Below are 25,703 nucleotides of genomic sequence, written 5' to 3'. Positions count from 1 at the left end.
GGCAATAACAAGAGTCCCTCATAGTATAGAAAGAAAGTATGAAAGAAGAAATTATAGAATATTTTAAAAAAAAGCAGCAGGCTAGCGTGAATGAGCTGGCGGCTGCTTTGGGGAAAGAGTCTTCCAAGGACTTTAGTGCCTTGGTCAAGATGATCTCCCAAATGGAAAGAAAGCATCAGATTCGCTTTGATGATGAGGGGCGGATTGAGCTTTATGAGAAGAAAAAGCAGGAGCGTCTGACGCTCAAGGGTGTTTTTCATGCCCACAAAAATGGCTTTGGCTTTGTCACCTTGAATGAAGAAGAGGATGATCTTTTTATCAGCCGTAATGATGTCAATCATGCCATTGATGGCGATACGGTGGAAGTAGTCATTACCAAGGTGGCAGATCGTATCAAGGGAACGTCAGCTGAAGCTAAGATTATTGATATTTTGGAGCATAGCCTGACATCAGCTGTTGGCCAGTTGGTGTTGGATGAGGAAAAGCCCAAGTATGCCGGCTATATCCGCTCGAAAAATCAGAAAATCCGCCAGCCTATTTATGTTAAAAAACCAGCCATGGTTTTAGATGGCACAGAGGTACTCAAGGTCGCTATTGACAAATACCCAACCAAGAAACATGATTTCTTTGTGGCTAGCCTCCTTGATGTAGTTGGTCATGTTAATGATCCAGGTATTGATGTACTGGAAGTGCTGGAGTCCATGGATATTGTCTCCGAGTTTCCAGAAAAGGTCTTGGAAGAGGCTGAACGCGTTCCGGATGCACCTTCAGAGAGTGATTTGGAAGGCCGTTTGGACCTACGCGAAGAGATTACCTTTACCATTGATGGAGCGGATGCCAAGGACTTGGACGATGCGGTCCATATCAAGCGCTTGAAAAATGGTAATTTTGAGCTGGGCGTCCACATCGCAGATGTATCCTACTATGTCAAAGAAGGCTCTGAGCTGGACAAGGAAGCCCTCAATCGGGCGACTTCAGTCTATGTGACAGACCGCGTGGTGCCTATGCTGCCGGAGCGCCTGTCCAACGGTATCTGCTCTCTCAATCCCAATGTGGACCGGCTGACCCAGTCAGCTATCATGGAGATTGATGCCAAGGGGCGCGTGGTCAAGCATACCATCACCCAGTCTGTCATTAAAACGACCTTCCGCATGACCTACAGCGATGTCAACGACATCATCGCAGGAGATCAGGAAAAGGCTGCGCAGTTCAAGGCCATTGTGCCTAGTATTGACAGTATGGTTCGTCTGCATGAGATTCTGGAAAGCATGCGCTTTAAACGCGGTGCGCTTAACTTTGACACCAATGAAGCTAAAATCATCGTCAACAAGGAAGGCCGGCCAGTGGATATTGTCCTGCGTCAGCGGGGAATTGCCGAGCGCATGATTGAATCCTTTATGCTAGTGGCTAATGAGACGGTGGCTGAGCATTTTGCTAAGCTAAATCTGCCCTTCATCTATCGGATTCACGAGGAACCAAAAGCGGAGAAGGTGCAGAAGTTTATCGACTACGCCTCTAGCTTTGGGATTCGGATATACGGGACGGCTAGCTCTATGAGTCAGCAGGCTCTGCAAGATATTATGGAGGCGGTCAAAGACCAGCCTTATGAGGATGTTTTGTCCATGATGCTTCTGCGCTCTATGCAGCAGGCTCGCTACTCTGAGCACAATCACGGCCACTATGGTCTAGCAGCGGAGTTTTATACGCATTTCACCAGTCCGATTCGCCGCTATCCGGACCTTCTGGTTCACCGGATGGTGCGGGATTATGGCAAGTCTAAAGAAATAGCAGAGCATTTTGAGCAAGTGATTCCAGAGATTGCCAGTCAGTCTTCCAGTCGAGAGCGTCGGGCTATTGAGGCTGAGCGTGAAGTCGAAGCCATGAAGAAGGCTGAGTATATGGAAGAATTTGTCGGAGAAGAGTTTGACGGTGTGGTCTCATGTGTGGTTAAGTTTGGACTCTTCGTCGAACTGCCCAATACGGTCGAAGGCTTGATTCATGTCACAAACTTGCCAGAGTTTTACAGCTACAATGAGCGGACGATGAGCCTGCAAGGAGAAAAGTCTGGTGTGGTCTTCAAGGTCGGTCAGCAGATTCGCATCAAGCTGGTTCGAGCGGATAAGGCTACGGGCGAGATTGACTTTGAATACCTGCCTAGTGAATTTGACCTGGTAGAAAAGACTAGCAAGAGTGGCAGAGGCAAGTCAGGTAGAAAGAGACGCCGTGAGGATGACAAGCGCAGCCATTCTTCCAAAGAAAAAGGCTATAGAGATCAGAAAGATAAGAAGTCCAAAAAAGGCAAGAGTCAGAAGGCATTTTACAAGGAATTAGTCAAGAAAGGAGCCAAGCATGGCAAAGGGAGAAGGAAAGGTCGTCGCGCAAAATAAAAAGGCCAGACACGATTACACTATCGTGGATACCATCGAAGCTGGCATGGTGCTGACGGGGACAGAAATCAAGAGTGTCCGTGCTGCCCGCATCAATCTCAAAGACGGCTTTGCCCAGATCAAGAACGGTGAGGCCTGGCTCAGCAATGTCCATATCGCTCCTTATGAAGAGGGCAATATCTGGAACCAAGAGCCTGAGCGCCGCAGAAAGCTGCTGCTGCACAAGAAGCAGATCCAAAAGCTGGAGCAGGAGACCAAGGGCACTGGGATGACACTGGTGCCGCTCAAGGTCTATCTCAAGGACGGTTATGCCAAGCTCCTACTGGGTCTAGCCAAAGGGAAGCACGACTACGACAAGCGCGAGTCCATCAAACGCCGCGAGCAAAACCGTGACATTGCAAGACAAATGAAGAACTTTAATACAAGATAAAAGACTGGGCGACCGGTCTTTTTTAACATTCAACTATGATTTTGGATTTATGCTATAATGGAGATAAGGTTTGAGGATGATTGAGAAAAGGAGAATAAAATGAAGAAGCAAGAAATACGTAACTGGAGTTGGTGCAGGAGGAAACTGATACGATGAGGAAGATATTAAAAAATAAGCGTGTTTTTCAATTTGTGTTTGCTAGCCTAATTCTTATCCCTTTTATTATAGTAGGTACTGTTGGGTTACAACAATTATTTAAAGAACCTGAAAAAGTCGAATATTCTGAAAAAGTCGAATATTCTATTGAGAAATACCATTCTGTAAAGGAAAACGTATATTTTTTCGGGAATCAACGAAAATTCGTCTTATTGAGAAGAGGTTCTAATGTGAATTTTGGGGGCGAATTTTATCTCTATACAACCGAGCGGAAAGTGATGACAAATAAATATGGAGTTGATTTAACCAAAAGAAAAAACATGCCCAAATCAGATTATTGGAAGATTCGTCTTTATGACTATAGAACAGAAGACTTAGTCGTTAAAGAAGTGGATCTAAACAAAGTAGTCGCAGACTATGATAGTAATTTTTTTCCAATTGATTTCAAGATTTTTACCTATCGTGATAATCCTAAAAACACCATCAATATAGAAGTCAAAGATAATCAAGGTGATAGGAAAATCTTAATTTTAAACATTGATAGTGGAAAAGTAGGAGTAGTGAATCAACTGCGTTCAGATATGTATGAAGCGGGTCCTTACTTTGATTATACGACACTGGATCAGTATGCAGAAGATAAGGGGTATGTAGTAGGTCGGCTCATTAACAGTTCTTTGCCTTTTAAAGAGGAGGGCAAGGTTATTGATACCAACATCAATCTCTTTGAGGAATATCCTGAAATTGAGAAAAAAATAACTGAAGGAGATTGGAGTCTTTATCCTCAAGTAGAATACGTGACCCTAGAGGAATGGTATGACAAAGTTTTGTACTGGATGGCGCCTAAGGGAGAAGAGAAACTGACGATTTATGGTATAGATAGTAAGGGTCAGGTTTCTGATACCCCACTTACGACTTATGCAGAATATCAAGCCTGGGTTGAAAAACAACGATCAGAAAGGAATATAAATGAAACGAATTGATCCTGAGAGAATAAAGAGTATAAAAGCGCGAGTTCACCAAACTCCGCGAGCAAAACCGCAACATGGCAAGACAAATGAAGAACTTTAATACAAGATGAGAGATCTTCAGGACAAGCTGTCGTATAAGATACAGGGATATAATTTATAAAATAAAACTTAATGTATGATATGAGCAAGAATTGACTACTGAATCATTTCTTGCTTTTTTGCTAGCGAGACCTTGATTGATCTGGTACTTGTCAAGTCTGTCCTTTTCGAGTATGATAAAGACAGTTAAAATTTTGAAATTTGGCTTTCAGAGAAAGGATTTTTTATGACAGAAAGATTGCTAGCTTATAAACGTATGCCAGTGTGGACAGCTGAGACCATGCCCGAATTGGTCAAGAACAAGCACAATACCAAAGAAGGAACTTGGGGCAAAATTACTGTTCTCAAGGGACGTCTTAAGTTTGTCGAGATGTCAGAGGAAGGTGAGGAGCTGGCTGAGCACATCTTTGAAGCTGGTCAGGACAATCCTTTTGCCCAGCCCCAAGCTTGGCATCGGGTCGAAGCCTTGACAGATGATTTGGAGTGGTATTTGGAGTTTTACTGTCGGCCTGAGGATTATTTCCCTAAGAAATACGGCAGCAATCCAGTGCACTCAGAGGTTTTGGAAGCTATGCAGACGGTTGGCCCAGGGCGAGCCTTAGATCTAGGCTGCGGTCAAGGTCGCAATGCTCTCTTTCTAGCCAAGCAGGGCTTTGAAGTAACGGCCGTAGATCAGAATGAGCTAGCCTTGGAAATCCTACGTAGCATTGTCGAGCAGGAAGATTTGGATCTGCCAGTGGGTAGCTACGATATCAACTCAGCTAGTCTGACTCAGACTTATGATTTGATCGTCTCTACCGTTGTTCTGATGTTCTTGCAGGCGGAGCGGATTCCAGATATTATCCGTAATATGCAAGAACATACAGCGTTTGGAGGCTACAATCTCATCGTCTGTGCTATGGATACAGAGGACTTCCCCTGCTCTGTTCCCTTCCCATTTACTTTTAAGGAAGGCGAGCTGGCTGAGTATTATAAAGACTGGGAGCTGGTTAAGTACAATGAAAATCCTGGGCACCTCCATCGCCGTGATGAAAACGGCAATCGAATTCAGCTGCGCTTTGCGACTATGCTGGCTAAAAAAGTGAGATAAATTTTTTGAAGCTCAAGTCGGCTCTGCCCAAATCTCTAGTGAATTGTTTATAAAGATTTTATAGCAGGATACTTTCTGATAAGATAAAAAATAATAGCCTTTCCTCTAAATAAGATGGGGCTATTTTTTAGTTTATTTGCTTTAATTTGAGAAAAAAGTAGAGGAAATATAGATTAGATAAAAAATATACACAATTCTGTGTAAACGCTTGCAAAAAGATTAGAAAGAGAGTATACTAAAGTAGGAATGTTAAGGTATTACGGTTTATGTTGTTTAGACTGGGAGTTGATTCCAGCCCCGCAGATAGTCAAAAGGAGATAGACTATGAAGAAAATACTGCTCAGACTAATGTTCCTTGCAATGTTAGTTGCTCTTTTGCCTGTTCATGTGGCACAAGCGTGTTCTGCTTTTATTGTCGGTAAAGATCTGACAGCAGATGGCTCTACTCTATTTGGTCGGACAGAGGACTACCCATACGCCCCTGACGGTGGTCGGCACAATCAAAACTATGTAGTTGTGCCAGCTAAGACCTATAAAGATGGCGATAAGATAGAAGATGAGTCAAATGGCTTTACCTATCCGCATTTGGCGAATGAAATGAAATACACAGCTGTCTACGACTCTGATCGTGACAACGGAAGTAACGGAAACTTTGCTGCGCATGGATTTAATGAACTTGGTGTAGCTATGACAGCGACCGTTTCAGCAACACCAAATGACAAAGTGTTAAAAGAAGACCCACTTGTAAAAGATGGTCTTCCAGAAGCATCATTAGTTGACCTTGCTTTGCCTCGTGCGAAAACAGCACGTGAAGTTATTGAGACAGTCGCGAAAGTTCTGGACGAAAAAGGGTCAGCAGAAGGAAATATCATCGTTGCAGCAGATAAGAATGAGCTATGGTACATGGAAATCCTGTCTGGTCACCAATATGTAGCCATCAAATTCCCAACGAATAAGTATGCTGTCTTTGCGAATACTTACTATCTTGGTCACGTTGACTTGAACGATAAGGAAAATGTCATTGCTTCTAAAGATGTGGAAGAAGTAGCTAAAAAAGCAGACAACTATAAGACCGACAAAGATGGCAACTTTATGATTGCTAAATCATACGGACCTGATAAATATATGGAACGTAACCGTTCTCGGACCTACGCAGGTATCAAGTGGATGGATCCACAAGCAAAAGTAAATTATGACGATGAAGCTTTTGATCTCTTGCGCGAACCAACTGATCCAAATAAGAAATACACGGTTCATGATGTGATCGCTGAACAAAGAAATCGTTTTGAACACTTGCCAGAATATAAAGCAGATGACTTAGTTGAAGTCGGTAAGAAGATCGATGGCAATGTCTACAAATATGCGCTAGGTAACGAAAACGTAATTGACGCCCACGTTTATCAAATCAAACCAAACCTACCAAATGCCTTTGGCGGTGTTATGTGGCTGGGTCTGGCACAAAGTCGCAACACACCATATGTACCGTTCTATGGTAATGTAGAAGATACTTACGAAGCTTTCAAGAACCGTTCTACTAAATATGACGGAAAATCTTGGTATTGGACTGTTTGGCATATTGACCAAATGGTTATGAAATATCCAGAAATCTTTGGTAACAGCATCCAAGAAAAATGGAAAGAAAAAGAAGCTGAATGGGATAAAGAACAAACCGAACGTGACGCCAAATATGCAAACTACACAGATGAACAAGCCAAAGCCGCTGGACCAGAAGTGACTAAGGAAGCCTTGGAACGCTCAGAAAAAATCTTTAAGGAAATCAAAGCAGTCGAAGCAGAGATGGAAGAAAAGATTAAGAAGGAAAAAGGTAAAGATGCAGATCTTGTCTATACAGGCTATAACAAAGCGAACCTCCTAGCAGAAGCAGAAAAAGGAAAATCAGAGAACAAAGCTAGCGATACGAAGAAAGATAGCTCAAGTCAAACTACTTGGATTGTCATCGGCGTATTGGTTGTGCTAGTTGGTGGATTCTTCGGATACAAACAAATTAATAAGAAGAAGGAGGAAGAATAAATTTTGAAAGAAAAGCTAGAAGTTTAAGACTTCTGGCTTTTTTCCTCTCTCGAATAATAAACCTATATCCTAAAATACTTAGTAAGGAGATGAGGATAAAAGATTAGAATTGTCAAAAAACTAGGCTCTATCTTGCTTTTAGCGGTAAATTGCTATAAAATAGATAGGGTTAAACATCAATACTTTTATATTGCAAATAGGAGAAAAGATGACAAAAAAATTAAAACGTCCAGAGGTGCTGTCACCAGCTGGTACGTTAGAAAAGTTGAAAGTAGCTGTTCGCTATGGAGCAGATGCTGTTTTTATTGGTGGTCAAGCCTATGGTTTGCGTAGTCGTGCGGGGAACTTCACTTTTGAGCAAATGGAAGAAGGTGTCCAATTTGCGGCTGAGCATGGTGCCAAGGTCTATGTAGCGGCCAATATGGTCATGCACGAAGGAAACGAAGCAGGTGCTGGAGAATGGTTCCGTCGTTTGCGAGACATCGGGATTGCGGCTGTTATTGTTTCTGACCCAGCCTTGATTGCGATTGCAGCTTCTGAAGCACCTGGTCTGGAAATCCACCTGTCAACTCAGGCTAGTGCGACCAATTATGAAACGCTTGAGTTTTGGAAAAATCTTGGTTTGACACGGGTCGTTTTGGCGCGTGAGGTTTCCATGGCTGAGCTGGCCGAGATTCGCAAGCGTACCGATGTAGAAATCGAAGCTTTCGTTCATGGGGCTATGTGTATTTCTTACTCTGGTCGTTGTACCCTTTCCAATCATATGAGTATGCGTGACGCCAACCGTGGCGGTTGTTCGCAATCTTGTCGTTGGAAATATGATTTGTACGACATGCCTTTCGGACAAGAACGCAAGAGCTTGAAAGGTGAAATTCCAGAAGAATTTTCTATGTCAGCTGTTGATATGTCCATGATTGACCGCATTCCTGATATGATTGAAAATGGTGTTGATAGTTTGAAAATCGAAGGTCGGATGAAATCCATTCACTACGTTTCAACAGTAACTAACTGCTACAAAGCAGCTGTGGACGCCTATTTGGAAAGCCCAGAAAAGTTTGAAGCTATTAAGCAAGATCTAGTAGATGAAATGTGGAAAGTAGCTCAACGTGAGCTGGCAACTGGTTTTTACTACCATACGCCAACTGAGAATGAGCAGCTTTTCGGAGCCCGCCGTAAGATTCCAGAATACAAATTTGTAGCAGAAGTAGTTGCTTATGATGAAGTGACACAAACTGCGACTATTCGCCAGAGGAATGTTATCCATGAAGGCGATCAGGTGGAATTCTATGGACCTGGTTTCCGCCATTTTGAAACCTATATTACTGACCTCCATGATGAAAAAGGGAATAAGATTGACCGTGCGCCAAACCCAATGGAATTACTGACGATTACAGTTCCGCAGCCAGTCCAACCTGGTGATATGGTCCGTGCCCGCAAGGAAGGTTTAATCAATTTGTATAAAGAAGATGGCACTAGTGTGACTGTTCGGGCTTAATCAGGCACGAAAGTTAGAGAAATGCGCTCATCAAGTAGGCCTTGCCTACATGGTGGATACGAATAGATAGCGGAAGTCCTTGTTCTAAAAATTCGGCCATTGGCTTTAAAAATAAAACTCTTCAAATCGCTTTTGATTTGAAGAGTTATTTTTTGAATTTGCGGTTTTCGAGTCGAATATCTTTTCTCTGGGCCTCACGGATGTTATTGGGGACTAGACTGATGCGATGGATATCAGGCACACGTATGATGGTCGTCATGTTTTTTTTGAAATTTTTGACAATCAACTGCTGGCGGTCACGGTCATATTTGACAATATCTCCAGTAAAATTCTTATCCAGAAAAATAACATGGACACCAGAATTTTTTCGCAGAGCCAAGTCAATCGTATGTAGGATATGACTGTTGTCGTCCTCTTCCTTATCCGTCTTTTTATAGTTAATAAACTCATTCGTCTTTTGTAAAATCATTTCGAGATATTTTTTCATAGATAAAATCTCCATAACTTGTTACAATATATTATATAATAAATTAATTAAAAAAGTAAAATCTTTTACGAATAATGAGATAGAAAGTAGAAAAGAGGTAAAGTATGGCAGATTTTAAATTTGAAATCGAGGAAAAATTGCTCGTTTTATCGGAAAATGAAAAAGGATGGACCAAAGAACTCAACCGCGTAAGTTTTAACGGTGCGCCAGCCAAGTACGATATCCGAACTTGGAGTCCTGACCACAGCAAGATGGGCAAGGGAATTACCCTTTCCAATGAAGAATTTCAAGTTCTTTTAGATGCATTTAAAAACGGGTAGACTGAAAGTCTATCCGTTTTTATTGTCTGAAAAATAGGAATGAAAAGCCAGACTCCTAAACATAGGAATGCTGATGAGAGTGATGGCGACAATTTTTAAAAGATCAGGAAGAATGAAAGGTGTGACACCAACAGCAATGGCCTTGGAAAATCCCATGTTAGCCAGAAAATGAAGTCCGATTACGCCACCGACAAAAACCAGTGCATCTCCGAGCAGGTTAGCCAAAAAGATCGTGTAAAACTTGCTATCCTTACTTGTCAAACTAGAAGTGACCAATGCAAAGAGCAGATAAGCCCAAAGATAGCCCGCGCTTGGTCCGAAGAGGGCTTGAAAACCACCGCTTCCTCCAGCGAAGACCGGCAGGCCAATAGCACCCAGCAGCAGATAGAGCAGAACAGACAAGACAGCTTCGCGGGTTCTAAAAATGGTTGCAATCAAACCAACAGCAAAGGTCTGTAGCGTAATGGGAATGGTCCCAATGGAGAAACTAAGCTGGGAGAGCACAGCTAGGAAAGCAGCACCAATAGCTGGAAGGGCAAGAAGAAATGCTTTGTTTTTGTTCATAATAGTAAACCTCTTTTTTGAATTATGGTAACTATTCTAAATCAAAATAAAAAAAAGTCAAGTCTTTTTACATCAGACTAGACAGTTGTTTGCTTATTTCCGCTTTTTGCGACTCCGAATGAGGAGTAAGATAAAGGCGATTAAGCCAAAAATATTAAAGAAAATAATTCCTAGAGCTGCTAATAATTTTTTCGTTTTGCTCATTTCCAATCCCCTTTCTCTTAGTATTTCTTCTTATCATATCAAAAATTCCTCTTCTTGAATAGCAGAAAGGGTAAAAGATGGCTGGCAAGTAAATACAGCAAGAAAATAAGACTGTCTTGAAAAATTACAACTTATAAGCTTGTTTAGAACAAGTAAGCATGCTGAATAAAAAAGAGGAAGATTCTTTACATAAATCTCCCCTAATTTTAGAATTAATTTAGAATTTCTTGAATGATAATTGAATCTTATGCTTTAAAATAAAGTAAGAAGCCAAAGAACAAAGCCAGATAGTGTGACTAGCTCTATCAAATCGTATAAGACTTCTTTCTTACAAAAATGTAAGATAAAAATCAAAAATGAAAGGATAAGTTATGGTTGCCTTCTCTTCTTTATTTTATGATAATAATGAGCTTTAGAAAGGCCAAAGAAGAAACTTTTAGCGCATGGTGACAAATTCTTCGGAGCCAGTTGGGTGGATGGCAACGGTGGCGTCGAAATCGGCTTTGGTAGCTCCCATCTTAATAGCAACGGCGAAGCCTTGAATCATTTCATCTACGCCATAGCCAATGCCATGGAGGCCGACAACTTTTTCATCGTGACCAGCAGTGATAAGTTTAAACTTGGCCTGTTGGCGGTGTTGGGTAACAGCTGAGTACATAGAGGTAAAGCTAGAGGTGTAGACATGAATTTGCTCAACACCATAATCTCGAATAGCTTCTTCCTCTGTCAGCCCCACTGTTCCAATAGCGGGATGGGAGAAGACGACAGTTGGAATAGTGGAGTAATCCATCTTGGCATCTGTCTTGTCGTTAAAGAGGCGCTCAGATAGGGTGCGGCCAGCCTTGATTGCTACGGGCGTCAGCTCTTTTTCGCCCGTCACATCGCCCAAGGCATAGATACCAGGTATGACAGTATTTTGGTATTCATCCACAGCGATGAAGCCGCGGTCATTTAGGGTAACCCCTGCAGCATCAAGATTGAGCCCTTGGACATTTGGCTTACGGCCAATAGTCCAAATAATCCGTTCGGCAATATGGCTACTACCGTCTTGGAAGTAGAGGTGTAGCTGACCATCAGGAAGTTTTTCCACTCGTTCGGGTATCTTGTGAGCATGAAGACTAGGGCCAGATTTTTCCATCTCAGCCACCAATCCGTCAATCAGATAGCTATCAAAATTGCGGAGGGGACGGTCGCGGCGGACAAAGAGATCCGTCTTGACACCTAGAGTATGGAGGACACCAGCAAGCTCCACAGCGATATAGCCTGCTCCGACAACGGCAACAGACTTGGGCAGCTCTTCCCAAGCAAAAACATCGTCAGAAGTCTCGCCGTATTCGGCACCAGGAATCTGAGGAATGGCTGCATGAGCACCTGTTGCGATAACGATGTGTTTGGCGCGAATCAATTCTCCATTGACTTCCACTGTATGCTTATCAACGAAATGAGCGCGACCTTCGATCAGTTCAACGCCGTTACGTTTGAAGCTACCATCATAGGATGAGCGAGCGCGGTCAATGTAGGCTTCCCGATTCTTTCGTAAGGTAGCAAAGTCAAAGTGCTGATTATCTGAAGTAAAGCCATAGTCTGGTCCATAGTGCTGGATGGCTTCGGCAATCTGAGCACCGTACCACATGATTTTTTTAGGGACACAACCGACATTGACACAGGTTCCCCCTAATTTCTTTTCTTCAATGACAGCTGCTTTAGCGCCATGCTCACCAGCGCGATTCATGGTAGCAATGCCCCCACTGCCACCGCCAATTGCAATAATATCGAATTCTTTCATAGTTAGATAGAAGCTCCTTTAATCAATATGAGGTAATTGTACCTTTTTTAGAAAATGAATGCAAAAATCTGCTATGATTTAGAGATCCTGCAGCTTTTTTAGAGGAAAAATGGTCTTTTAGGGATTTTGTCCCTTTTCCTATCACAATATGATAGGTTATGATATAATGTAGTATAAAAGAAAAATGGTTTTCATCAAGAGGAGGAAAATAGATGAAAAAGCTGAAAAAATGGCAGCTATTTAGTATTATCGGAGTTGCTGTTGTAGTTGTATTGGGAGCAATTTCTGCAATAGTCCTGAGCAATCTTAGTTCTACAACAGAACCTAAGGAAGTTGCACCAATTGTGCAGCAGGCAAAAGAAGGTAGCATAGCCTCATCTGTCCTGTTGACGGGAACCGTAACTGCTAACTCAGAGCAGTATGTTTATTATGATGCTACCAAGGGAGACTTGGAATCTGTCCTAGTAAATGTTGGCGACCAAGTAACGGTAGGCCAAGCGCTTGTTCAATATAAGAGTGCAGAAGCACAAGCCAATTATGATGCAGCAGTTCGTGCTGTCAATAAGGCTGACCGTCAGATTTATGACTTACAGACCAATGGAGCGACAGTAGAAAAAACTGGCGATGAAGAAACGGATAATAAATCCCTTGCCTCTGCTCAACGGACTGTCGATTCTCAACTTGCTGATTTGCGCGATGCACGTTCAGACGCTGTGGACAATATGAATAAGGCGCAAGCTTTGTTAAATGCAGCGACTGTTACGAGCACTGTTGAGGGAACAGTAGTAGAAGTAAACCGCGATGTATCCAAATCAACAACAGGAACCAACCAAACCTTGGTGCACATTGTCAGCAACGGCAGCCTTCAAATCAAGGGAGAACTCTCTGAATATAATCTGGCTAATTTGTCAGTTGGACAAGAAGTAAGCATTACTTCTAAAGTATATCCTGACAAAAAATGGACAGGTAAAATTAGCTATATTTCCAACTATCCTAAGGACGGACAGCAAACTTCATCAACCAATACAGGTGGCGCAGCTTCCTCTGCAAAATATCCATTTACAGTCGATATTACAAGTGAAATTGGTGATTTGAAGCAAGGTTTCTCTGTCAGCGTTGAAGTGAAAAACAATACAAAAGGGATTCTTGTACCAGCAAGCAGTATTATCTCAGACGGAGACAAGAACTACGTTTGGACTGTCGAAAAAGGTAAAGCAAAGAAAGTGGAAGTGACCTTAGGAAATGCTGATGCTGAAAATCAAGAAATCTCATCTGGTTTGACAAAAGATAGTAAAGTTATCACCAATCCAACAGATAGCTTGAAAGATGGTCAAGAGGTGAAAGCGGATGAAAAAACTCATTGATCTACGAAATATTAATAAGACCTATCGGAATGGTGATCAAGAACTTAAAGTCTTAAAAAATATCAATTTGACAGTTGAAGAGGGCGAGTTTGTGGCTATCATGGGGCCGTCTGGTTCCGGAAAGTCAACCCTGATGAATATTATCGGGATGTTGGATCGTCCTTCTACTGGTGAGTATTTTTTAGGAAATGAAGATGTTGCAAACCTGGGTGATAAAAAATTAGCCAAGGTTCGAAATAATCAAATCGGCTTCGTTTTTCAGCAATTTTTCCTCTTATCTAAATTAAATGCCCTTCAAAATGTAGAACTCCCGCTGATTTATGCAGGGGCGTCACAAGGAAGTCGCAGAAATCTAGCTAAGCAGTATTTGGAAAAAGTAGATTTGGGTACTCGTATGACTCACTTGCCCTCAGAATTGTCTGGGGGGCAGAAGCAACGTGTTGCTATCGCGCGTGCCTTGGTAAATAATCCTTCGATTATTCTTGCCGACGAGCCGACAGGAGCCCTTGATACCAAAACTGGAGAGCAAATTATGGAACTCTTGACGGAGTTGAACGCTGAAGGAAAAACGATTATTATGGTTACTCATGAACCTGAAATTGCTGCCTATGCTAAGCGTCAGATTGTCATTCGTGATGGAGTTATCTCTTCAGATAGTGCTGAGAAGGAGGAACGTGATTAATGCAAAATTTTAAATTTGCCATTAGTTCCATTCTTGGGCACAAGATGCGGGCTTTTCTGACCATGATTGGGATTATCATCGGGGTTGCGTCTGTTGTCGTCATCTTGGCACTGGGAAATGGAATGCAACAGGGAGTCACCAAGAGCATCACCAAAGAACAACAGTATGTAAGCTTGCTTTATTCTCCTACTAAAAGTAATTATACGATGGGAGTCAACTTGATGGATACCGGTGGTGGTCCAGATGCAGATAGTGAGATACTAGAAGAACCACCTGTTGTTCAAGAGTCTTGGGTCAAGGAACTACTGAAGATTGATGGAGTCAAGGGTTATTATGTGACCAATGGTTCGACAGCTGATTTTTCTTATCAAAACAAGAAGTCTGATAAGGTCAACATTACGGGTGTGAATGCTACATTCTTTAAAATTAGAAAATATGAGATTTTAGCTGGACGGACTCTCCTGCCTAGTGACTATCAAAGTTTTTCTAATGTGATGATGATCGATGAAACAGTGGCGAACAGCCTGTTTGGAAGTAGTGCAGAAGCCCTGAATAAAGTAGTTTCAGTCGGTGACAGCAACTACCGAGTTGTTGGTATCTATAAGGATCCCAATGCTGGTCAGAGCAGGAGTATGAGCTCAGGTAGCGCCTTGATGGCTAATACACAGGTGGCCTCTGAATTTCAGACAGATGAAATTGCAACTGTCTATATCTATGTACCAGAAGTGGAACGCATCAACGAAGTCGGTGTAGAAGCAGCCAAAGAATTGACGGCTCTATCAGGGACTCGTCAAGGAGAATATCAAATCCTGAATATGGATACCTTGCTGGAGCAGTACAATCAAATCACAGGAACTATGACCGGTGTTATCGGAGCTATTGCAGGAATTTCCCTCTTTGTTGGTGGTATCGGTGTGATGAATATCATGTTGGTATCCGTTACAGAGCGAACACGGGAAATTGGTTTGCGAAAAGCTCTTGGAGCAACGCGTGGAAATATTCTCACGCAGTTCTTGATTGAATCCATGGTATTGACCCTTATCGGTGGCCTGCTTGGTCTTAGCCTTGCCTATGGAATCAATGCTTTGCTAGCTGCAGTCGTGCCTGAAAACGTATTTGGAGGCCCACCAGTTGTCTCTGTCACTGCAGCAGTTGGAAGCCTTGTCTTCTCAGCCATGGTTGGTATTGTCTTTGGTATCTTGCCGGCTAATAAAGCCTCTAAACTAGATCCGATTGAAGCGCTGAGATATGAATAATGTCATCAAGAGGCTGGGACAGAAGTCCTAGCCTCATTTTTTCTTTGGATTGTAGAGCAAGACGCAGTGGTTGAGTGGGCTCTACTACGCTGATTTCATCAGCTTTTACAGCCCTACTCAACTGTGCGGAGGTGGGACGACGAAATAGAATTCTAACGAATTACCGATTTCTGTCCCACTCTCTTTGTCATGTGAAAAATCCCGCTGGAAGTCCAGCGGGATTTGCTTACTTAAAATTATGTAAGTTTTAGATTACTTCATCGTAGGGAAGAGCAATACATCGCGAATCGTAGTCACATCTGTGAGCAACATTACGAGACGGTCGATACCGATTCCGAGGCCTCCAGTTGGTGGCATACCGTATTCCAAGGCTTCAACGTAATCATAGTCGATGCCAGTTGCTTCGTCATCACCCAGTTCTTTAGCTTTTGCCTGTGCTTCAAAACGAGATAATTGATCGATTGGATCGTTCAACTCAGTGAAGGCGTTGGCATATTCTTTGGTCATGATGAAGAGCTCGAAGCGGTCCGTGAAGCGTGGGTCTTCTGGGTTTTTCTTAGCCAGAGGTGACACAGCGACAGGGTGACCATAGACAAAGGTTGGCTGAATCAAGGTTTCTTCAACAAATTCTTCAAAGAAAGCATTGATGATGTGTCCAACTTCAGTATAATGTTTTTCAACTGGTACTTTCTTTTCTTTAGCCAAGGCAGCAGCCTCTTCGAAGGTCATATCTTGCCAGAAGTCTACGCCAGTGATCTCTTTAATAGCATCCACCATGTGAACACGTTTGAATGGCTCGTTGATCTTGATCTCAGTGCCTTGGTAGTTGACTGGTCCATCTCCTTTTACAGAAATGGCAGCATGTTGGATAATACCTTCTGTCAAGTCCATGATATCTTGGAAGTCCGCATAGGCTTGGTATACTTCGATAGAAGTGAACTCAGGATTATGAGTGGCGTCCATACCTTCGTTACGGAAAATACGACCAATTTCATAGACGCGTTCCATACCACCGACGATAAGGCGTTTCAAGTGAAGCTCAGTCGCAATCCGCAGCACCATGTCAATGTTTTGGGCATTGTGGTGCGTAATGAATGGACGAGCAGCAGCGCCGCCTGCTTCGTTGTGGAGAACAGGAGTTTCAACTTCAAGGAATCCTTGTCCATCAAGATAGCGACGAATTTCTGAGATGATTTTTGAGCGAGTGACAAAGCGCTCAAAGCTCTCACGGTTGGAAATCAAGTCCAAATAACGTTTGCGGTAGATGGTTTCCACATCAGTCAAACCGTGGAATTTCTCTGGCAGGGGACGCAGAGCTTTTGAAAGGTGAGTAATATGCGTTGCTTTGATAGAGAGTTCTCCCATATCTGTGCGCATCACATCACCTTCAATTCCCAAGAAGTCACCCAAGTCAGCCTTTTTGAAAATCTCATAGTTTTCTTCACCAACTTCGTCCTTACGAACGTAAATCTGGATTTGGCCTTCACGGTCTTGGATGTGGGCGAAGCCGACTTTCCCTTTTCCACGTTTAGTCATCAAACGACCAGCAATAGTTGCTTTTTCGTTCAATTCATGTAATTCTTCTTTGGATTTGTCGCTGTATTTTTCTTTAAGTTGAGCAGAATTCGCAGTACGTTCAAAACGTTTTCCGAAAGGATCAATTCCTTGCTCAGCCAGCGCAGCCATTTTTTCACGGCGAATAATCTGCTGGTCATTTAGTTCTTCAATATGTTCAGTAGTCATTTTCTTCCTCCTAAGGCTTTCCCTTCTATTCTATCACAAAATAAAAGGAAATTCAGCAATAATTAGATATAAAAATAGAAAAACTGCGATGTTTAAAGATTCGCAGTTTCATCTGTTAGCATGTAATCTAGGTTGTTCCAAGCAAGTAACTTGAAAGAGTCAAAGTCCTCTGTTTCCAAAATGGTGACACTAGCGTTGGCCAAGCCTCCGTCCTTACGGAGCAAAGATGTTTCGTAACCGAGCAGGCGTCGAATACTGGCAGTTAGGTTAGCCCCATGACCGACAATTAGGACATTTTGAAAATCTTTCCCTTTGAGAGACTTCACGAAGGAAATTGTCCGCTGGGTAGTTTGATTGACAGATTCAGCTTCAAATAGTTGGTGATCAAACTGGGATAGATCGTGGCGAAAAGCCCACATCTGCTGAGGATAAGTGGCTTCTACAGTAGCAATTTTGGCTCCTTCTAGTTTTCCAAGAGCCCACTCTCTTAGTTCAGGAGTCGAAACAATGTCGGTTTGATACTGGTTTTCACTTTGGATAATCTCTGCAGAACGGTAAGCGCGAGGCAAATCGCTAGAGTAGATTTTATCGAATTGAACGTTTGATAAATGCTTGCCCAAGCGCTTGAGCTCATCAATGGATGTCGCCAGCAGTGGAGAATCTCCGCTTGCCCCTTGGAAACGCATTTCTAGATTCCATTCGGTTTTTCCATGTCGGATAAAATACAATTTCATATCAAGATCCTTTTTCCTTTTGAAGCTAAAAACTTAGTCCTCTTTCAAGTCCGCGAACTGTGCTTGAACAAAGTCAGCCAAATCCTGAGCCTTGATCTGGATGCTACGGCCGACTTCACCAGCAGAAACAATGATGCTTTCGCGACTCAGAGCCGTTTGGTCGATGAAAATGGGGAAGGAGTGCTTTTGGCGAATACCTACAGGATTATTAGCGCCATGGACGTAACCAGTCGTTTTTTCTAAATCTTTCTGCGGAATCATGCTAACTTTTTTATTGCCTGAAATTTTTGCTAATTTCTTTTCCGACAGATGTTCGGTGATAGGCAGGATGCCAATGACTGTTCCTGTTTTATCCCCGTTTAAAGCCAGTGTTTTATAAATTTGCGAGCGGTCAAATTCCTCTGTCAGGCTATCATCTAAAGCATTAATTTGCAAACCTTGGTGCTCAATCTTTGCCTTGTTTAAAATTTGCTCGACCAGTGTTTTTTTGAGTTTTGTTTTTTTAGCCATTATTTATATTTCTCTTCTAATTGGGACATCCAAATTCCTAGCCAGATACCTAATCCAAAGAAAAAGGCAGCAAGAACAAGTGTGAAAATGGATACGCCTGCATAACTAATGCTCTCATTGTTGCCGCTTTGAGGGAGGACAATGAGCAAGGTGCTGGACAATACAATACCAATGATAAAATGGTAAACGCGGGAATGATAATGTTTCAAAATGTAGTCCATGGCTTTTGAAAAGAGAATTAGAGCCAGAGCGCCGCCGATGCCGATTGGCAGGAAAGTGCCAAATAAATCCAGGCGTTTAAATCCTGTCAGCATGGGAGTATAGAGCCCTAAAATCAGCAGAAGATTTGATGGGCTGAGACCGGGAACCAGAACTCCTAAAGCGATAAGAGCACCTGCTAAAACAAAGGATAAGAAGTTAGCTGGGAGTGTTCCCACCATTCCATTCAGTGAATAGAGGAGGACCCCCGACAAGATAAAGCTAAGCCAGAAGGTAATAGTATCAGCTCGATCTCTGTCGGATTCCTTGACGGATTCTTTGATCAGGCTGGGAATGGTGCCGATGATGGCTCCAGCAAAGCCCCAGAGAACGATAACCTTATAATTATCCAGCAAGAGATTGACTGGATAGGAGAAGGCTGCAATCCCTAAAACCATCCCAATAGCTACAGGAGTAAAGTAGAGAACATTCTCGACAAAATTTTCTTTGATATGGGCTAAAAAGCGAATCATTCGCTCATAAATCCCCAAAATAGCAGCTAATACACCGCCAGACACACCGGGCAGAATGAAACCAAGCGCGATAATCATTCCTTTTAAAACTCTAGCAATCCATGAAATCATAATATCTCCCTACAAGTTTTTTCATTAGACTATTGTACCATAAAGCTACATACTTTTCTGAAAAAAGCAAGAAAAATATCTTGTACAGAGAAAAAAAGATACAAGATTTCCTAACAATTATCTTGCATCTTTTTTATTTTGGTGTTGAAAATAATTTCTTATAAGTCTCTTTTTTATCCTGTACAGGAGAGAGCTGATTGAGGTCTAAGTTATGTGGGAAACCTTCCAATTTACCTTCTGAGGTGTATTGATGTAGGTCATAGGGCTGTTCAGTATTTGGAGCAGCGTTATAGTAGCCGTCATTATAGCCATAAGTCGGAATCCAAACGGCAGTAAATTTCTCAGTTGAGATACTGTGCTCTTCCATGAAATAGGTACCGATGTAGATACCAATATTTTGAGCTCCAAGACTTTCAAGTTTGGCACGAAAAGCCTCAATTCCTGCGTTCATGTCGCCCATGGTCTTTTCTTCAACATCAAGCCAGTAAAAGGTAGGTTTATATTTCGAAGATGCCTTGTAGAAGCTTTCAGCTTCTTTTTCCATTTCTTTGATATTGCCTGCTGCTATATAAGCATAGACAGCTACAGGAATCCCCCGTTTTTGAAACTCTTGGATATGGGTGGCAAATGATTTGTCAAGTCCATTTAAATGAGTGGCAACATTTTCTTTTTTTGCTTGAGCTCCACTATGCACGCGAATGATAGCACCAGAAATATTTGTTGATAAGGTATCATAGTCTATTTCGCTGGGCAATTGCCAACCGGAAAGGTCAACGATAGGCTTATTAAGCAATTCTTCCTCAGGTTCGTCTGAAGGAGCTTCCTCCTTTTTTTCTTGGTTGTCACCTGACTGACTTGAGATTTTTTTGTTTGGGCTTGTTTAATTTGCACATCAAGATGGTGCTTACTTATGACAATATATAGAATAAAGCAAGCAAAGAATAGCAAGAGTGCAAGCGGTTTAATCCTTTTTCTCATACTGTTTCATTGTAACGTAAAATAAATAGAAAAGCAAAGTATTTATCTATATTTCCAGCGAAATACGAAAATGTAATCTGATTGCAATAGAAGATAAAACAATTTGAAATAATTGGATTTTTGAGGCGATAAATAAGTAAATATCTATTGAGGCCATCCTAATGCTTTTTTTTCGAATCAAAAAGTGGTATAATGAAGTTTGAATTTTTAGAATAAATTGGTGAAATATGAAAATTGACAAAAAGCATTTATTGAATTACTCAATTTTGATTCCGTACATGCTGTTATCTGGCATTGGCTTGATTGTCGTTTATTCCACGACGAGCCCCATCCTCATTCAAAATGGGCTCAATAGTTTTCGAATGGTCGCCACTCAAGCAGGTTTTTGGCTCTTCAGCTTGGTGATGATTGGGATTATTTACCGAATGAAGCTGGATTTTCTGAAGAGGCCAGGAGTGATTACGTTTGTTATCATAGCTGAAATTATTCTGCTTTTACTCTCACGCTTTATCACAGGAACGATCAATGGGGCACACGGTTGGCTCAAAATCGGTCCAGTTACTGCTCAGCCGGCAGAATATCTGAAGATTATTTTGGTCTGGTATTTGGCCCTACAGTTTTCTAAGAAACAAGAGCAAATAGAAGTATATGATTATCAAGCAATCACCTTTAATCAGTTGATCCCGCGTGCCGTTACTGATTGGCGGGTTATTGTTGCTTTCTTGATAGGCCTGGTGGTTATCATGCCCGACTTAGGAAATGCGACCATTTTGCTCTTAACAGTTTTGATTGTAATTTCCACCAGCGGAATTGCTTACAGATGGTTCTCAACCATGCTTGGTGCTGTTGTAGGAGGGTCGGCAGCGGTTTTAGCGAGTATTTGGTTGATAGGTGTCAAGCGTGTTGAGCAAGTTCCTGTTTTTGGATATGTTGCAAAGCGTTTTAGTGCTTTTTTCAACCCTTTCGACGATTTGTCTGGCTCAGGCCACCAGCTGGCCAATTCTTACTATGCCATGAGTAATGGTGGTTGGTTTGGCTTAGGCTTAGGAAACTCTATCGAAAAACGAGGTTACCTACCAGAGGCTCATACAGACTTTGTTTTCTCGATTGTTATTGAGGAAGTCGGATTCTTTGGAGCAACTTTAATTTTAGCCCTGCTCTTTTTCTTGATTTTACGGATTATTCTCGTAGGTACAAGGGCCAAGGATCCATTTAATTCTATGATGGCTTTGGGAATTGGCGGTATGATTCTGATGCAAACCTTTGTCAATATTGGTGGTATTTCGGGCTTGATTCCTTCAACCGGTGTAACCTTCCCATTCTTATCTCAGGGAGGAAACAGTTTATTGGTTCTATCAGTTGCCATTGCCTTTGTTTTAAATATTGATGCCAATGAGCGACGAAACGCCATGTATCAGGAACTAGAAGTGAGTCAATCCTAAAAAATCTTCTTGTATGTTAGCTCTTCAACAATAGAAAGGTGTAAATAATGTCATTTACAAAATTAGAAAATTATAGCAATAAAGAAATGATTCGAGAAGAAGTTTCTATTTTAACGGACTTGTTGGTAGATATTACCCGAGATATTCTCAGTCCTGACACTTTTGCTAAAATCTCCATGATTGAAGAACTGGCAGTTCAATCTAAATACCAAGAGCTGAAAGCAGTAGTAGAAGAATTATCCACGGATGATATGGTCTATATCTCACGCTATTTTGCTATTTTACCTCTGCTCATCAATATTTCTGAAGATGTTGACTTGGCTTATGAGATCAATCATCAAAATAATATTGACCAAGACTACCTTGGTAAGCTTTCGACGACGATTGATTTGGTTTCCACACGAGAAAATGCACAAGAAATCCTGGAAAATCTAAATGTTGTTCCTGTTTTGACTGCTCATCCGACTCAGGTTCAGCGCAAGACCATGTTGGATTTGACCAATCATATCCATACACTTTTGCGTCAGCATCGTGATGTTAAAGCTGGTCTGGTGAACGAAAAGAAATGGTTAGCCAATCTCCGTCGCTATATCGAGCTGATGATGCAGACCGATATGATTCGGGAAAAGAAACTTAAGGTTACCAATGAAATCACTAACGTTATGGAGTACTATAACAGTTCTTTTCTTCAAGCAATTACGAACCTGATGCTAGAGTATAAACGCTTGGCAGAAGAAAAAGGAATCCATTTGGAAAATCCTAAACCCATCACCATGGGAATGTGGATTGGTGGTGACCGTGATGGAAATCCATTTGTAACCGCTGAAACTCTGAAATTGTCTGCAACAGTACAGAGCGAAGTTATTCTGAATTACTACATTGACAAGGTTTATACGCTCTATCGTAACTTCTCCCTGTCTACTAATCTTTCAAAAACAAGTGAAGCTGTAGCCAAGATGGCAGCTTTGTCCAGCGACAAGTCTGTTTATCGGGAAAATGAGCCTTATCGCCGTGCTTTTCATTACATTCAGTCCAAGTTGATTCAGACCTTACTTTATCTGAAAGAAGGTAATTTCTCCGGTGAAGGGCATCGTTTGGCTGATAAAGCTGAAGCAGTCCTGCATGCAAATGCTGCTACCTCGGTCAGCTATAACGGTAGAGAAATCATTCCAAATTATATCCAGTCTAAACTTAGTGGTAGTTTAGATGAATTACGAAAAGAACAACTTCCATCTTACAAAGATGCGCAAGAGTTTAAGGAAGATCTTCTTGTTATTCGTGATTCTTTGCTGGAGCACAATGGACAAGCTCTGGTGACTGGAGAACTTACTGAATTGCTACAAGCAGTTGACATTTTTGGTTTCTTCTTGGCCAGCATTGATATGCGTCAGGATTCCAGTGTCCATGAGGCTTGTGTGGCGGAGCTCTTGGCTTCTGCTAATATTGTGAAAGATTACAGCAGCTTGTCAGAGGAAGAAAAATGCCAAGTTCTCCTCAAGCAGCTTCTGGAGGATCCACGGATCCTGTCAGCCACTCATGCACCTAAATCTGAACTTCTACAAAAAGAATTGGAGATTTTCAAGACGGCTCGTCAGCTTAAGGATGCGATTGGCGAAGATGTTATCAAGCAAAATATTATTTCTCATTCGACTAGCGTATCAGATCTGCTAGAGTTGGCGATTATGCTCAAGGAAGTCGGCTTGATCGATGAGGAAGGTGCGCGTGTGCAGATTGTTCCTCTGTTTGAAACGATTGAGGACTTGGATAACTCTTGCGATACTATGGAGAAATATCTGTCTCTGCCAATTGCTCAAAAATGGATCGCTTCTAAAAACAACTACCAAGAAATCATGCTGGGCTACTCAGACAGTAACAAGGATGGTGGCTATTTATCATCATGCTGGACACTTTACAAGGCTCAGCAACAACTGACAGCTATTGGTGATAAGTTTGGCGTCAAGATTACCTTCTTCCATGGTCGTGGAGGAACTGTCGGTCGTGGCGGTGGCCCAACCTATGAGGCAATCACTTCGCAACCATTGCGGAGTATCAATGATCGTATCCGCCTGACAGAGCAGGGTGAGGTCATCGGCAATAAATACGGTAATAAGGATGCTGCTTACTACAATCTGGAAATGCTCGTATCGGCAGCTATTAACCGTATGATAAGCTATAAGAAGAGTGATAGTAATACGAGCAATGAATACGAGAGAGTGATGGATCGAGTGGTCGATCGAAGCTACCAAATCTATCGCGATCTAGTCTTTGGCGACGAACGTTTCTACGATTACTTCTTTGAGTCTAGTCCTATTAAGGCCATTTCTAGCTTTAATATCGGTTCTCGTCCAGCGGCCCGTAAAACGATCACTGAAATTGGCGGTCTAAGAGCCATTCCTTGGGTCTTCTCATGGTCTCAAAGTCGGGTTATGTTCCCTGGTTGGTATGGTGTTGGCTCTAGCTTCAAAGAATTTATCGATGAAGATCCTGAAAAGAATCTTGCCTTCCTTCAATTTATGTATCAGAGATGGCCATTCTTCCAGTCCCTCTTGTCAAATGTTGATATGGTGCTGTCCAAGTCCAATATGAATATCGCTTTTGAATATGCGCAACTTTGTGAAGACCAAAATGTACGAGATATTTTCAATACAATCCTAGATGAATGGCAGCTGACCAAGGATATTATCTTGGCGATTGAAGGCCATGACGAGCTCTTAGCAGAAAATGCCTATCTCAAGGATAGCTTGAACTATCGGATGCCTTATTTCAATGTTTTGAACTATATTCAGCTTGAGCTGATCAAGCGTCAGCGCCGAGGAGAACTTTCACCAGAACAAGAACGTTTGATCCACATTACCATCAATGGAATTGCGACAGGACTACGAAATTCTGGTTGATGCACAAGGAGCTTTAAAAGAACTCAATAAAAAATCGGCTTAGAAGCCGATTTTTTATTGAGTCTAAACTATTTTGAGTCCATAACTTATTTCCTGCGATTTGTGTAAATAAAAAATGAAAAAGTTTTCATATCTGTGCGCTAAAATACTTGAAAGTGTTTACAATTAGTGATACAATGATAAGTGTAGAAAAATGAAAACGATATTTTCAACAAAAGAAAGGAAACTATATGAACACAGACGACACAGTAACCATTTATGATGTCGCCCGTGAAGCGGGAGTTTCAATGGCGACAGTCAGCCGAGTTGTAAATGGTAACAAGAATGTAAAAGAAAATACACGAAAGAAAGTACTAGAAGTAATTGAACGTCTTGACTATCGTCCTAATGCAGTTGCCCGTGGTTTGGCCAGCAAAAAGACGACCACTGTTGGTGTTGTAATTCCCAATATCACGAATAGTTACTTCTCTACTTTAGCCAAAGGGATTGATGATATTGCCGAAATGTATAAGTACAATATCGTCCTGGCAAACAGCGATGAAGATGATGACAAGGAAGTTTCGGTTGTTAATACCCTTTTCTCTAAGCAAGTAGATGGTATTATTTTTATGGGCTACCATCTGACAGAGAAAATTCGTTCAGAATTTTCACGTTCACGGACACCAGTGGTTCTAGCGGGCACGGTGGATGTAGAACATCAGTTACCAAGTGTCAATATTGATTATAAACAGGCAACCGTTGATGCTGTGGAACTATTGGCTAAACGCAACAAGAAAATTGCTTTTGTCAGTGGTCCTTTGGTAGATGATATCAATGGTAAAATCCGCTTGTCTGGCTACAAAGAAGCTCTGAAGGGCAAGAAAATTTCATATAGCGAAGGCTTGGTCTTCGAGTCTAAGTATAGCTACGATGACGGTTATCATCTAGCTGAACGTCTGATTGCTTCAAAGGCTACGGCGGCCTTTGTGACCGGAGATGAGTTGGCAGCAGGTTTGCTTAATGGTTTGGCTGATCGAGGTGTTCGTATTCCTGAAGACTTTGAAATCATTACTAGCGATGATTCGCAAATCGCTCGCTTTACTCGCCCTAATCTGTCCACTATCGGACAACCTCTGTATGACATCGGTGCGATTAGTATGCGGATGCTGACGAAGATTATGCATAAAGAAGAGTTGGAAGAGCGTGAAGTTCTCCTAGCTCATACGATCAATGAACGTAAATCAACTCGTAAATAATAAAAT

General features: G+C 41.9%; 20 protein-coding genes and 1 pseudogene. 13 read left to right on the top strand and 8 right to left on the bottom strand.

What is annotated here, in order from left to right; all coding sequences use genetic code 11:
• Positions 1–38 precede the first annotated feature (38 nt).
• The 6 genes from rnr (at position 39) to HBA50_RS06840 (ending at position 8,656) form a co-directional block, all read left to right on the top strand.
• A complete protein-coding gene (gene rnr / locus HBA50_RS06865; protein WP_045499253.1) occupies positions 39–2,387 on the top strand; it encodes a ribonuclease R in 2,349 nt (782 codons plus the stop codon).
• Complete coding sequence (smpB, locus tag HBA50_RS06860) at positions 2,350–2,817, top strand: SsrA-binding protein SmpB (RefSeq protein WP_002894882.1); 468 nt, start codon at positions 2,350–2,352, stop codon at positions 2,815–2,817. The genes rnr and smpB overlap by 38 nt, the downstream gene beginning before the upstream one ends.
• Before the next feature lie 152 nt (positions 2,818–2,969).
• Positions 2,970–3,953, top strand: a complete 984-nt coding sequence (locus HBA50_RS06855; RefSeq protein ID WP_235285270.1) for a hypothetical protein — start codon at positions 2,970–2,972, stop codon at positions 3,951–3,953.
• A gap of 313 nt (positions 3,954–4,266) precedes the next feature.
• Positions 4,267–5,130, top strand: coding sequence for an SAM-dependent methyltransferase TehB (gene tehB, locus HBA50_RS06850; RefSeq protein WP_045499258.1), 864 nt, complete (start codon positions 4,267–4,269; stop codon positions 5,128–5,130).
• Positions 5,131–5,454: 324 nt separating this feature from the next.
• A complete protein-coding gene (locus HBA50_RS06845; protein WP_045499261.1) occupies positions 5,455–7,161 on the top strand; it encodes a C69 family dipeptidase in 1,707 nt (568 codons plus the stop codon).
• A gap of 208 nt (positions 7,162–7,369) precedes the next feature.
• Positions 7,370–8,656, top strand: a complete 1,287-nt coding sequence (locus HBA50_RS06840) for a peptidase U32 family protein (RefSeq protein WP_045499264.1) — start codon at positions 7,370–7,372, stop codon at positions 8,654–8,656.
• A 145-nt stretch (positions 8,657–8,801) separates the two neighbouring features.
• Here the strand turns inward: HBA50_RS06840 and HBA50_RS06835 are convergent, their stop codons facing one another.
• Positions 8,802–9,158 (bottom strand): hypothetical protein, encoded by a 357-nt coding sequence (locus tag HBA50_RS06835; protein WP_045499267.1) that lies wholly within the window; start codon positions 9,156–9,158, stop codon positions 8,802–8,804.
• Between the two features lie 89 nt (positions 9,159–9,247).
• On the opposite strand from HBA50_RS06835, the gene HBA50_RS06830 reads away from it, so the two are divergent.
• Positions 9,248–9,463, top strand: coding sequence for a YdbC family protein (locus tag HBA50_RS06830; RefSeq protein WP_005590703.1), 216 nt, complete (start codon positions 9,248–9,250; stop codon positions 9,461–9,463).
• A 9-nt stretch (positions 9,464–9,472) separates the two neighbouring features.
• Here the strand turns inward: HBA50_RS06830 and HBA50_RS06825 are convergent, their stop codons facing one another.
• Both HBA50_RS06825 and gorA read right to left on the bottom strand, forming a co-directional pair.
• Entirely contained in the window at positions 9,473–10,027 is a 555-nt protein-coding gene (locus HBA50_RS06825; RefSeq protein WP_045499270.1) for a biotin transporter BioY, read from the bottom strand.
• A 640-nt stretch (positions 10,028–10,667) separates the two neighbouring features.
• Entirely contained in the window at positions 10,668–12,017 is a 1,350-nt protein-coding gene (gorA, locus tag HBA50_RS06820) for a glutathione-disulfide reductase (RefSeq protein ID WP_045499273.1), read from the bottom strand.
• Positions 12,018–12,229: 212 nt separating this feature from the next.
• Between gorA and HBA50_RS06815 the strand changes: the two genes are divergently transcribed.
• The 3 genes from HBA50_RS06815 to HBA50_RS06805 are packed head-to-tail and all read left to right on the top strand — an operon-like array spanning position 12,230 to position 15,319.
• Positions 12,230–13,381 (top strand): efflux RND transporter periplasmic adaptor subunit, encoded by a 1,152-nt coding sequence (locus HBA50_RS06815; RefSeq protein WP_045499275.1) that lies wholly within the window; start codon positions 12,230–12,232, stop codon positions 13,379–13,381.
• Entirely contained in the window at positions 13,365–14,063 is a 699-nt protein-coding gene (locus tag HBA50_RS06810; RefSeq protein WP_045499278.1) for an ABC transporter ATP-binding protein, read from the top strand. Before HBA50_RS06815 ends, HBA50_RS06810 begins: the two co-directional genes overlap by 17 nt.
• Complete coding sequence (locus tag HBA50_RS06805) at positions 14,063–15,319, top strand: ABC transporter permease (RefSeq protein ID WP_045499281.1); 1,257 nt, start codon at positions 14,063–14,065, stop codon at positions 15,317–15,319. Before HBA50_RS06810 ends, HBA50_RS06805 begins: the two co-directional genes overlap by 1 nt.
• A 252-nt stretch (positions 15,320–15,571) precedes the next feature.
• Here the strand turns inward: HBA50_RS06805 and lysS are convergent, their stop codons facing one another.
• From lysS to HBA50_RS06775, 5 genes and pseudogenes are all read right to left on the bottom strand, one after another.
• On the bottom strand, positions 15,572–17,062 hold the full coding sequence (gene lysS, locus HBA50_RS06795; RefSeq protein WP_045499284.1) for a lysine--tRNA ligase: 1,491 nt from the start codon (positions 17,060–17,062) through the stop codon (positions 15,572–15,574).
• 92 nt (positions 17,063–17,154) lie between these two features.
• On the bottom strand, positions 17,155–17,796 hold the full coding sequence (locus tag HBA50_RS06790; RefSeq protein WP_045499287.1) for a histidine phosphatase family protein: 642 nt from the start codon (positions 17,794–17,796) through the stop codon (positions 17,155–17,157).
• Positions 17,797–17,829: 33 nt separating this feature from the next.
• Positions 17,830–18,306 (bottom strand): aminoacyl-tRNA deacylase, encoded by a 477-nt coding sequence (locus HBA50_RS06785; protein ID WP_045499290.1) that lies wholly within the window; start codon positions 18,304–18,306, stop codon positions 17,830–17,832.
• A complete protein-coding gene (locus HBA50_RS06780; RefSeq protein ID WP_045499294.1) occupies positions 18,306–19,148 on the bottom strand; it encodes a DUF368 domain-containing protein in 843 nt (280 codons plus the stop codon). Before HBA50_RS06780 ends, HBA50_RS06785 begins: the two co-directional genes overlap by 1 nt.
• Positions 19,149–19,281: 133 nt before the next feature.
• Positions 19,282–20,126: pseudogene (locus tag HBA50_RS06775) on the bottom strand (glycoside hydrolase family 25 protein).
• Positions 20,127–20,353: 227 nt separating this feature from the next.
• Between HBA50_RS06775 and ftsW the strand changes: the two are divergent.
• From ftsW to ccpA, 3 genes are all read left to right on the top strand, one after another.
• Positions 20,354–21,568: a cell division peptidoglycan polymerase FtsW gene (gene ftsW / locus HBA50_RS06770; protein WP_045499297.1), complete on the top strand. Its 1,215-nt coding sequence runs from the start codon at positions 20,354–20,356 to the stop codon at positions 21,566–21,568.
• Positions 21,569–21,615: 47 nt separating this feature from the next.
• Positions 21,616–24,462: a phosphoenolpyruvate carboxylase gene (gene ppc / locus HBA50_RS06765; protein WP_045499300.1), complete on the top strand. Its 2,847-nt coding sequence runs from the start codon at positions 21,616–21,618 to the stop codon at positions 24,460–24,462.
• Between the two features lie 230 nt (positions 24,463–24,692).
• Positions 24,693–25,697: a catabolite control protein A gene (gene ccpA / locus HBA50_RS06760; protein ID WP_005590686.1), complete on the top strand. Its 1,005-nt coding sequence runs from the start codon at positions 24,693–24,695 to the stop codon at positions 25,695–25,697.
• Positions 25,698–25,703 lie beyond the last annotated feature (6 nt).

The organism is Streptococcus cristatus ATCC 51100, assembly GCF_011612585.1.
Lineage (GTDB): Bacteria > Bacillota > Bacilli > Lactobacillales > Streptococcaceae > Streptococcus > Streptococcus cristatus_H.
The sequence above is the reverse complement of the archived record's forward strand: the minus strand, read 5'-3'. Positions and strand labels throughout refer to the sequence as shown.

What these genes read in the sequence shown, in the direction of transcription:
- ccpA (WP_005590686.1), top strand. Translation starts at nt 24,693, where the DNA reads ATGAACACAGACGACACAGTAACCATTTATGATGTCGCCCGTGAAGCG.
- smpB (WP_002894882.1), top strand. Translation starts at nt 2,350, where the DNA reads ATGGCAAAGGGAGAAGGAAAGGTCGTCGCGCAAAATAAAAAGGCCAGA.
- ppc (WP_045499300.1), top strand. Translation starts at nt 21,616, where the DNA reads ATGTCATTTACAAAATTAGAAAATTATAGCAATAAAGAAATGATTCGA.
- HBA50_RS06815 (WP_045499275.1), top strand. Translation starts at nt 12,230, where the DNA reads ATGAAAAAGCTGAAAAAATGGCAGCTATTTAGTATTATCGGAGTTGCT.
- gorA (WP_045499273.1), bottom strand. Translation starts at nt 12,017, where the DNA reads ATGAAAGAATTCGATATTATTGCAATTGGCGGTGGCAGTGGGGGCATT.
- HBA50_RS06830 (WP_005590703.1), top strand. Translation starts at nt 9,248, where the DNA reads ATGGCAGATTTTAAATTTGAAATCGAGGAAAAATTGCTCGTTTTATCG.
- HBA50_RS06835 (WP_045499267.1), bottom strand. Translation starts at nt 9,158, where the DNA reads ATGGAGATTTTATCTATGAAAAAATATCTCGAAATGATTTTACAAAAG.
- HBA50_RS06825 (WP_045499270.1), bottom strand. Translation starts at nt 10,027, where the DNA reads ATGAACAAAAACAAAGCATTTCTTCTTGCCCTTCCAGCTATTGGTGCT.
- HBA50_RS06845 (WP_045499261.1), top strand. Translation starts at nt 5,455, where the DNA reads ATGAAGAAAATACTGCTCAGACTAATGTTCCTTGCAATGTTAGTTGCT.
- HBA50_RS06790 (WP_045499287.1), bottom strand. Translation starts at nt 17,796, where the DNA reads ATGAAATTGTATTTTATCCGACATGGAAAAACCGAATGGAATCTAGAA.
- HBA50_RS06785 (WP_045499290.1), bottom strand. Translation starts at nt 18,306, where the DNA reads ATGGCTAAAAAAACAAAACTCAAAAAAACACTGGTCGAGCAAATTTTA.
- lysS (WP_045499284.1), bottom strand. Translation starts at nt 17,062, where the DNA reads ATGACTACTGAACATATTGAAGAACTAAATGACCAGCAGATTATTCGC.
- HBA50_RS06840 (WP_045499264.1), top strand. Translation starts at nt 7,370, where the DNA reads ATGACAAAAAAATTAAAACGTCCAGAGGTGCTGTCACCAGCTGGTACG.
- HBA50_RS06810 (WP_045499278.1), top strand. Translation starts at nt 13,365, where the DNA reads ATGAAAAAACTCATTGATCTACGAAATATTAATAAGACCTATCGGAAT.
- HBA50_RS06780 (WP_045499294.1), bottom strand. Translation starts at nt 19,148, where the DNA reads ATGATTTCATGGATTGCTAGAGTTTTAAAAGGAATGATTATCGCGCTT.
- rnr (WP_045499253.1), top strand. Translation starts at nt 39, where the DNA reads ATGAAAGAAGAAATTATAGAATATTTTAAAAAAAAGCAGCAGGCTAGC.
- HBA50_RS06855 (WP_235285270.1), top strand. Translation starts at nt 2,970, where the DNA reads ATGAGGAAGATATTAAAAAATAAGCGTGTTTTTCAATTTGTGTTTGCT.
- ftsW (WP_045499297.1), top strand. Translation starts at nt 20,354, where the DNA reads ATGAAAATTGACAAAAAGCATTTATTGAATTACTCAATTTTGATTCCG.
- tehB (WP_045499258.1), top strand. Translation starts at nt 4,267, where the DNA reads ATGACAGAAAGATTGCTAGCTTATAAACGTATGCCAGTGTGGACAGCT.
- HBA50_RS06805 (WP_045499281.1), top strand. Translation starts at nt 14,063, where the DNA reads ATGCAAAATTTTAAATTTGCCATTAGTTCCATTCTTGGGCACAAGATG.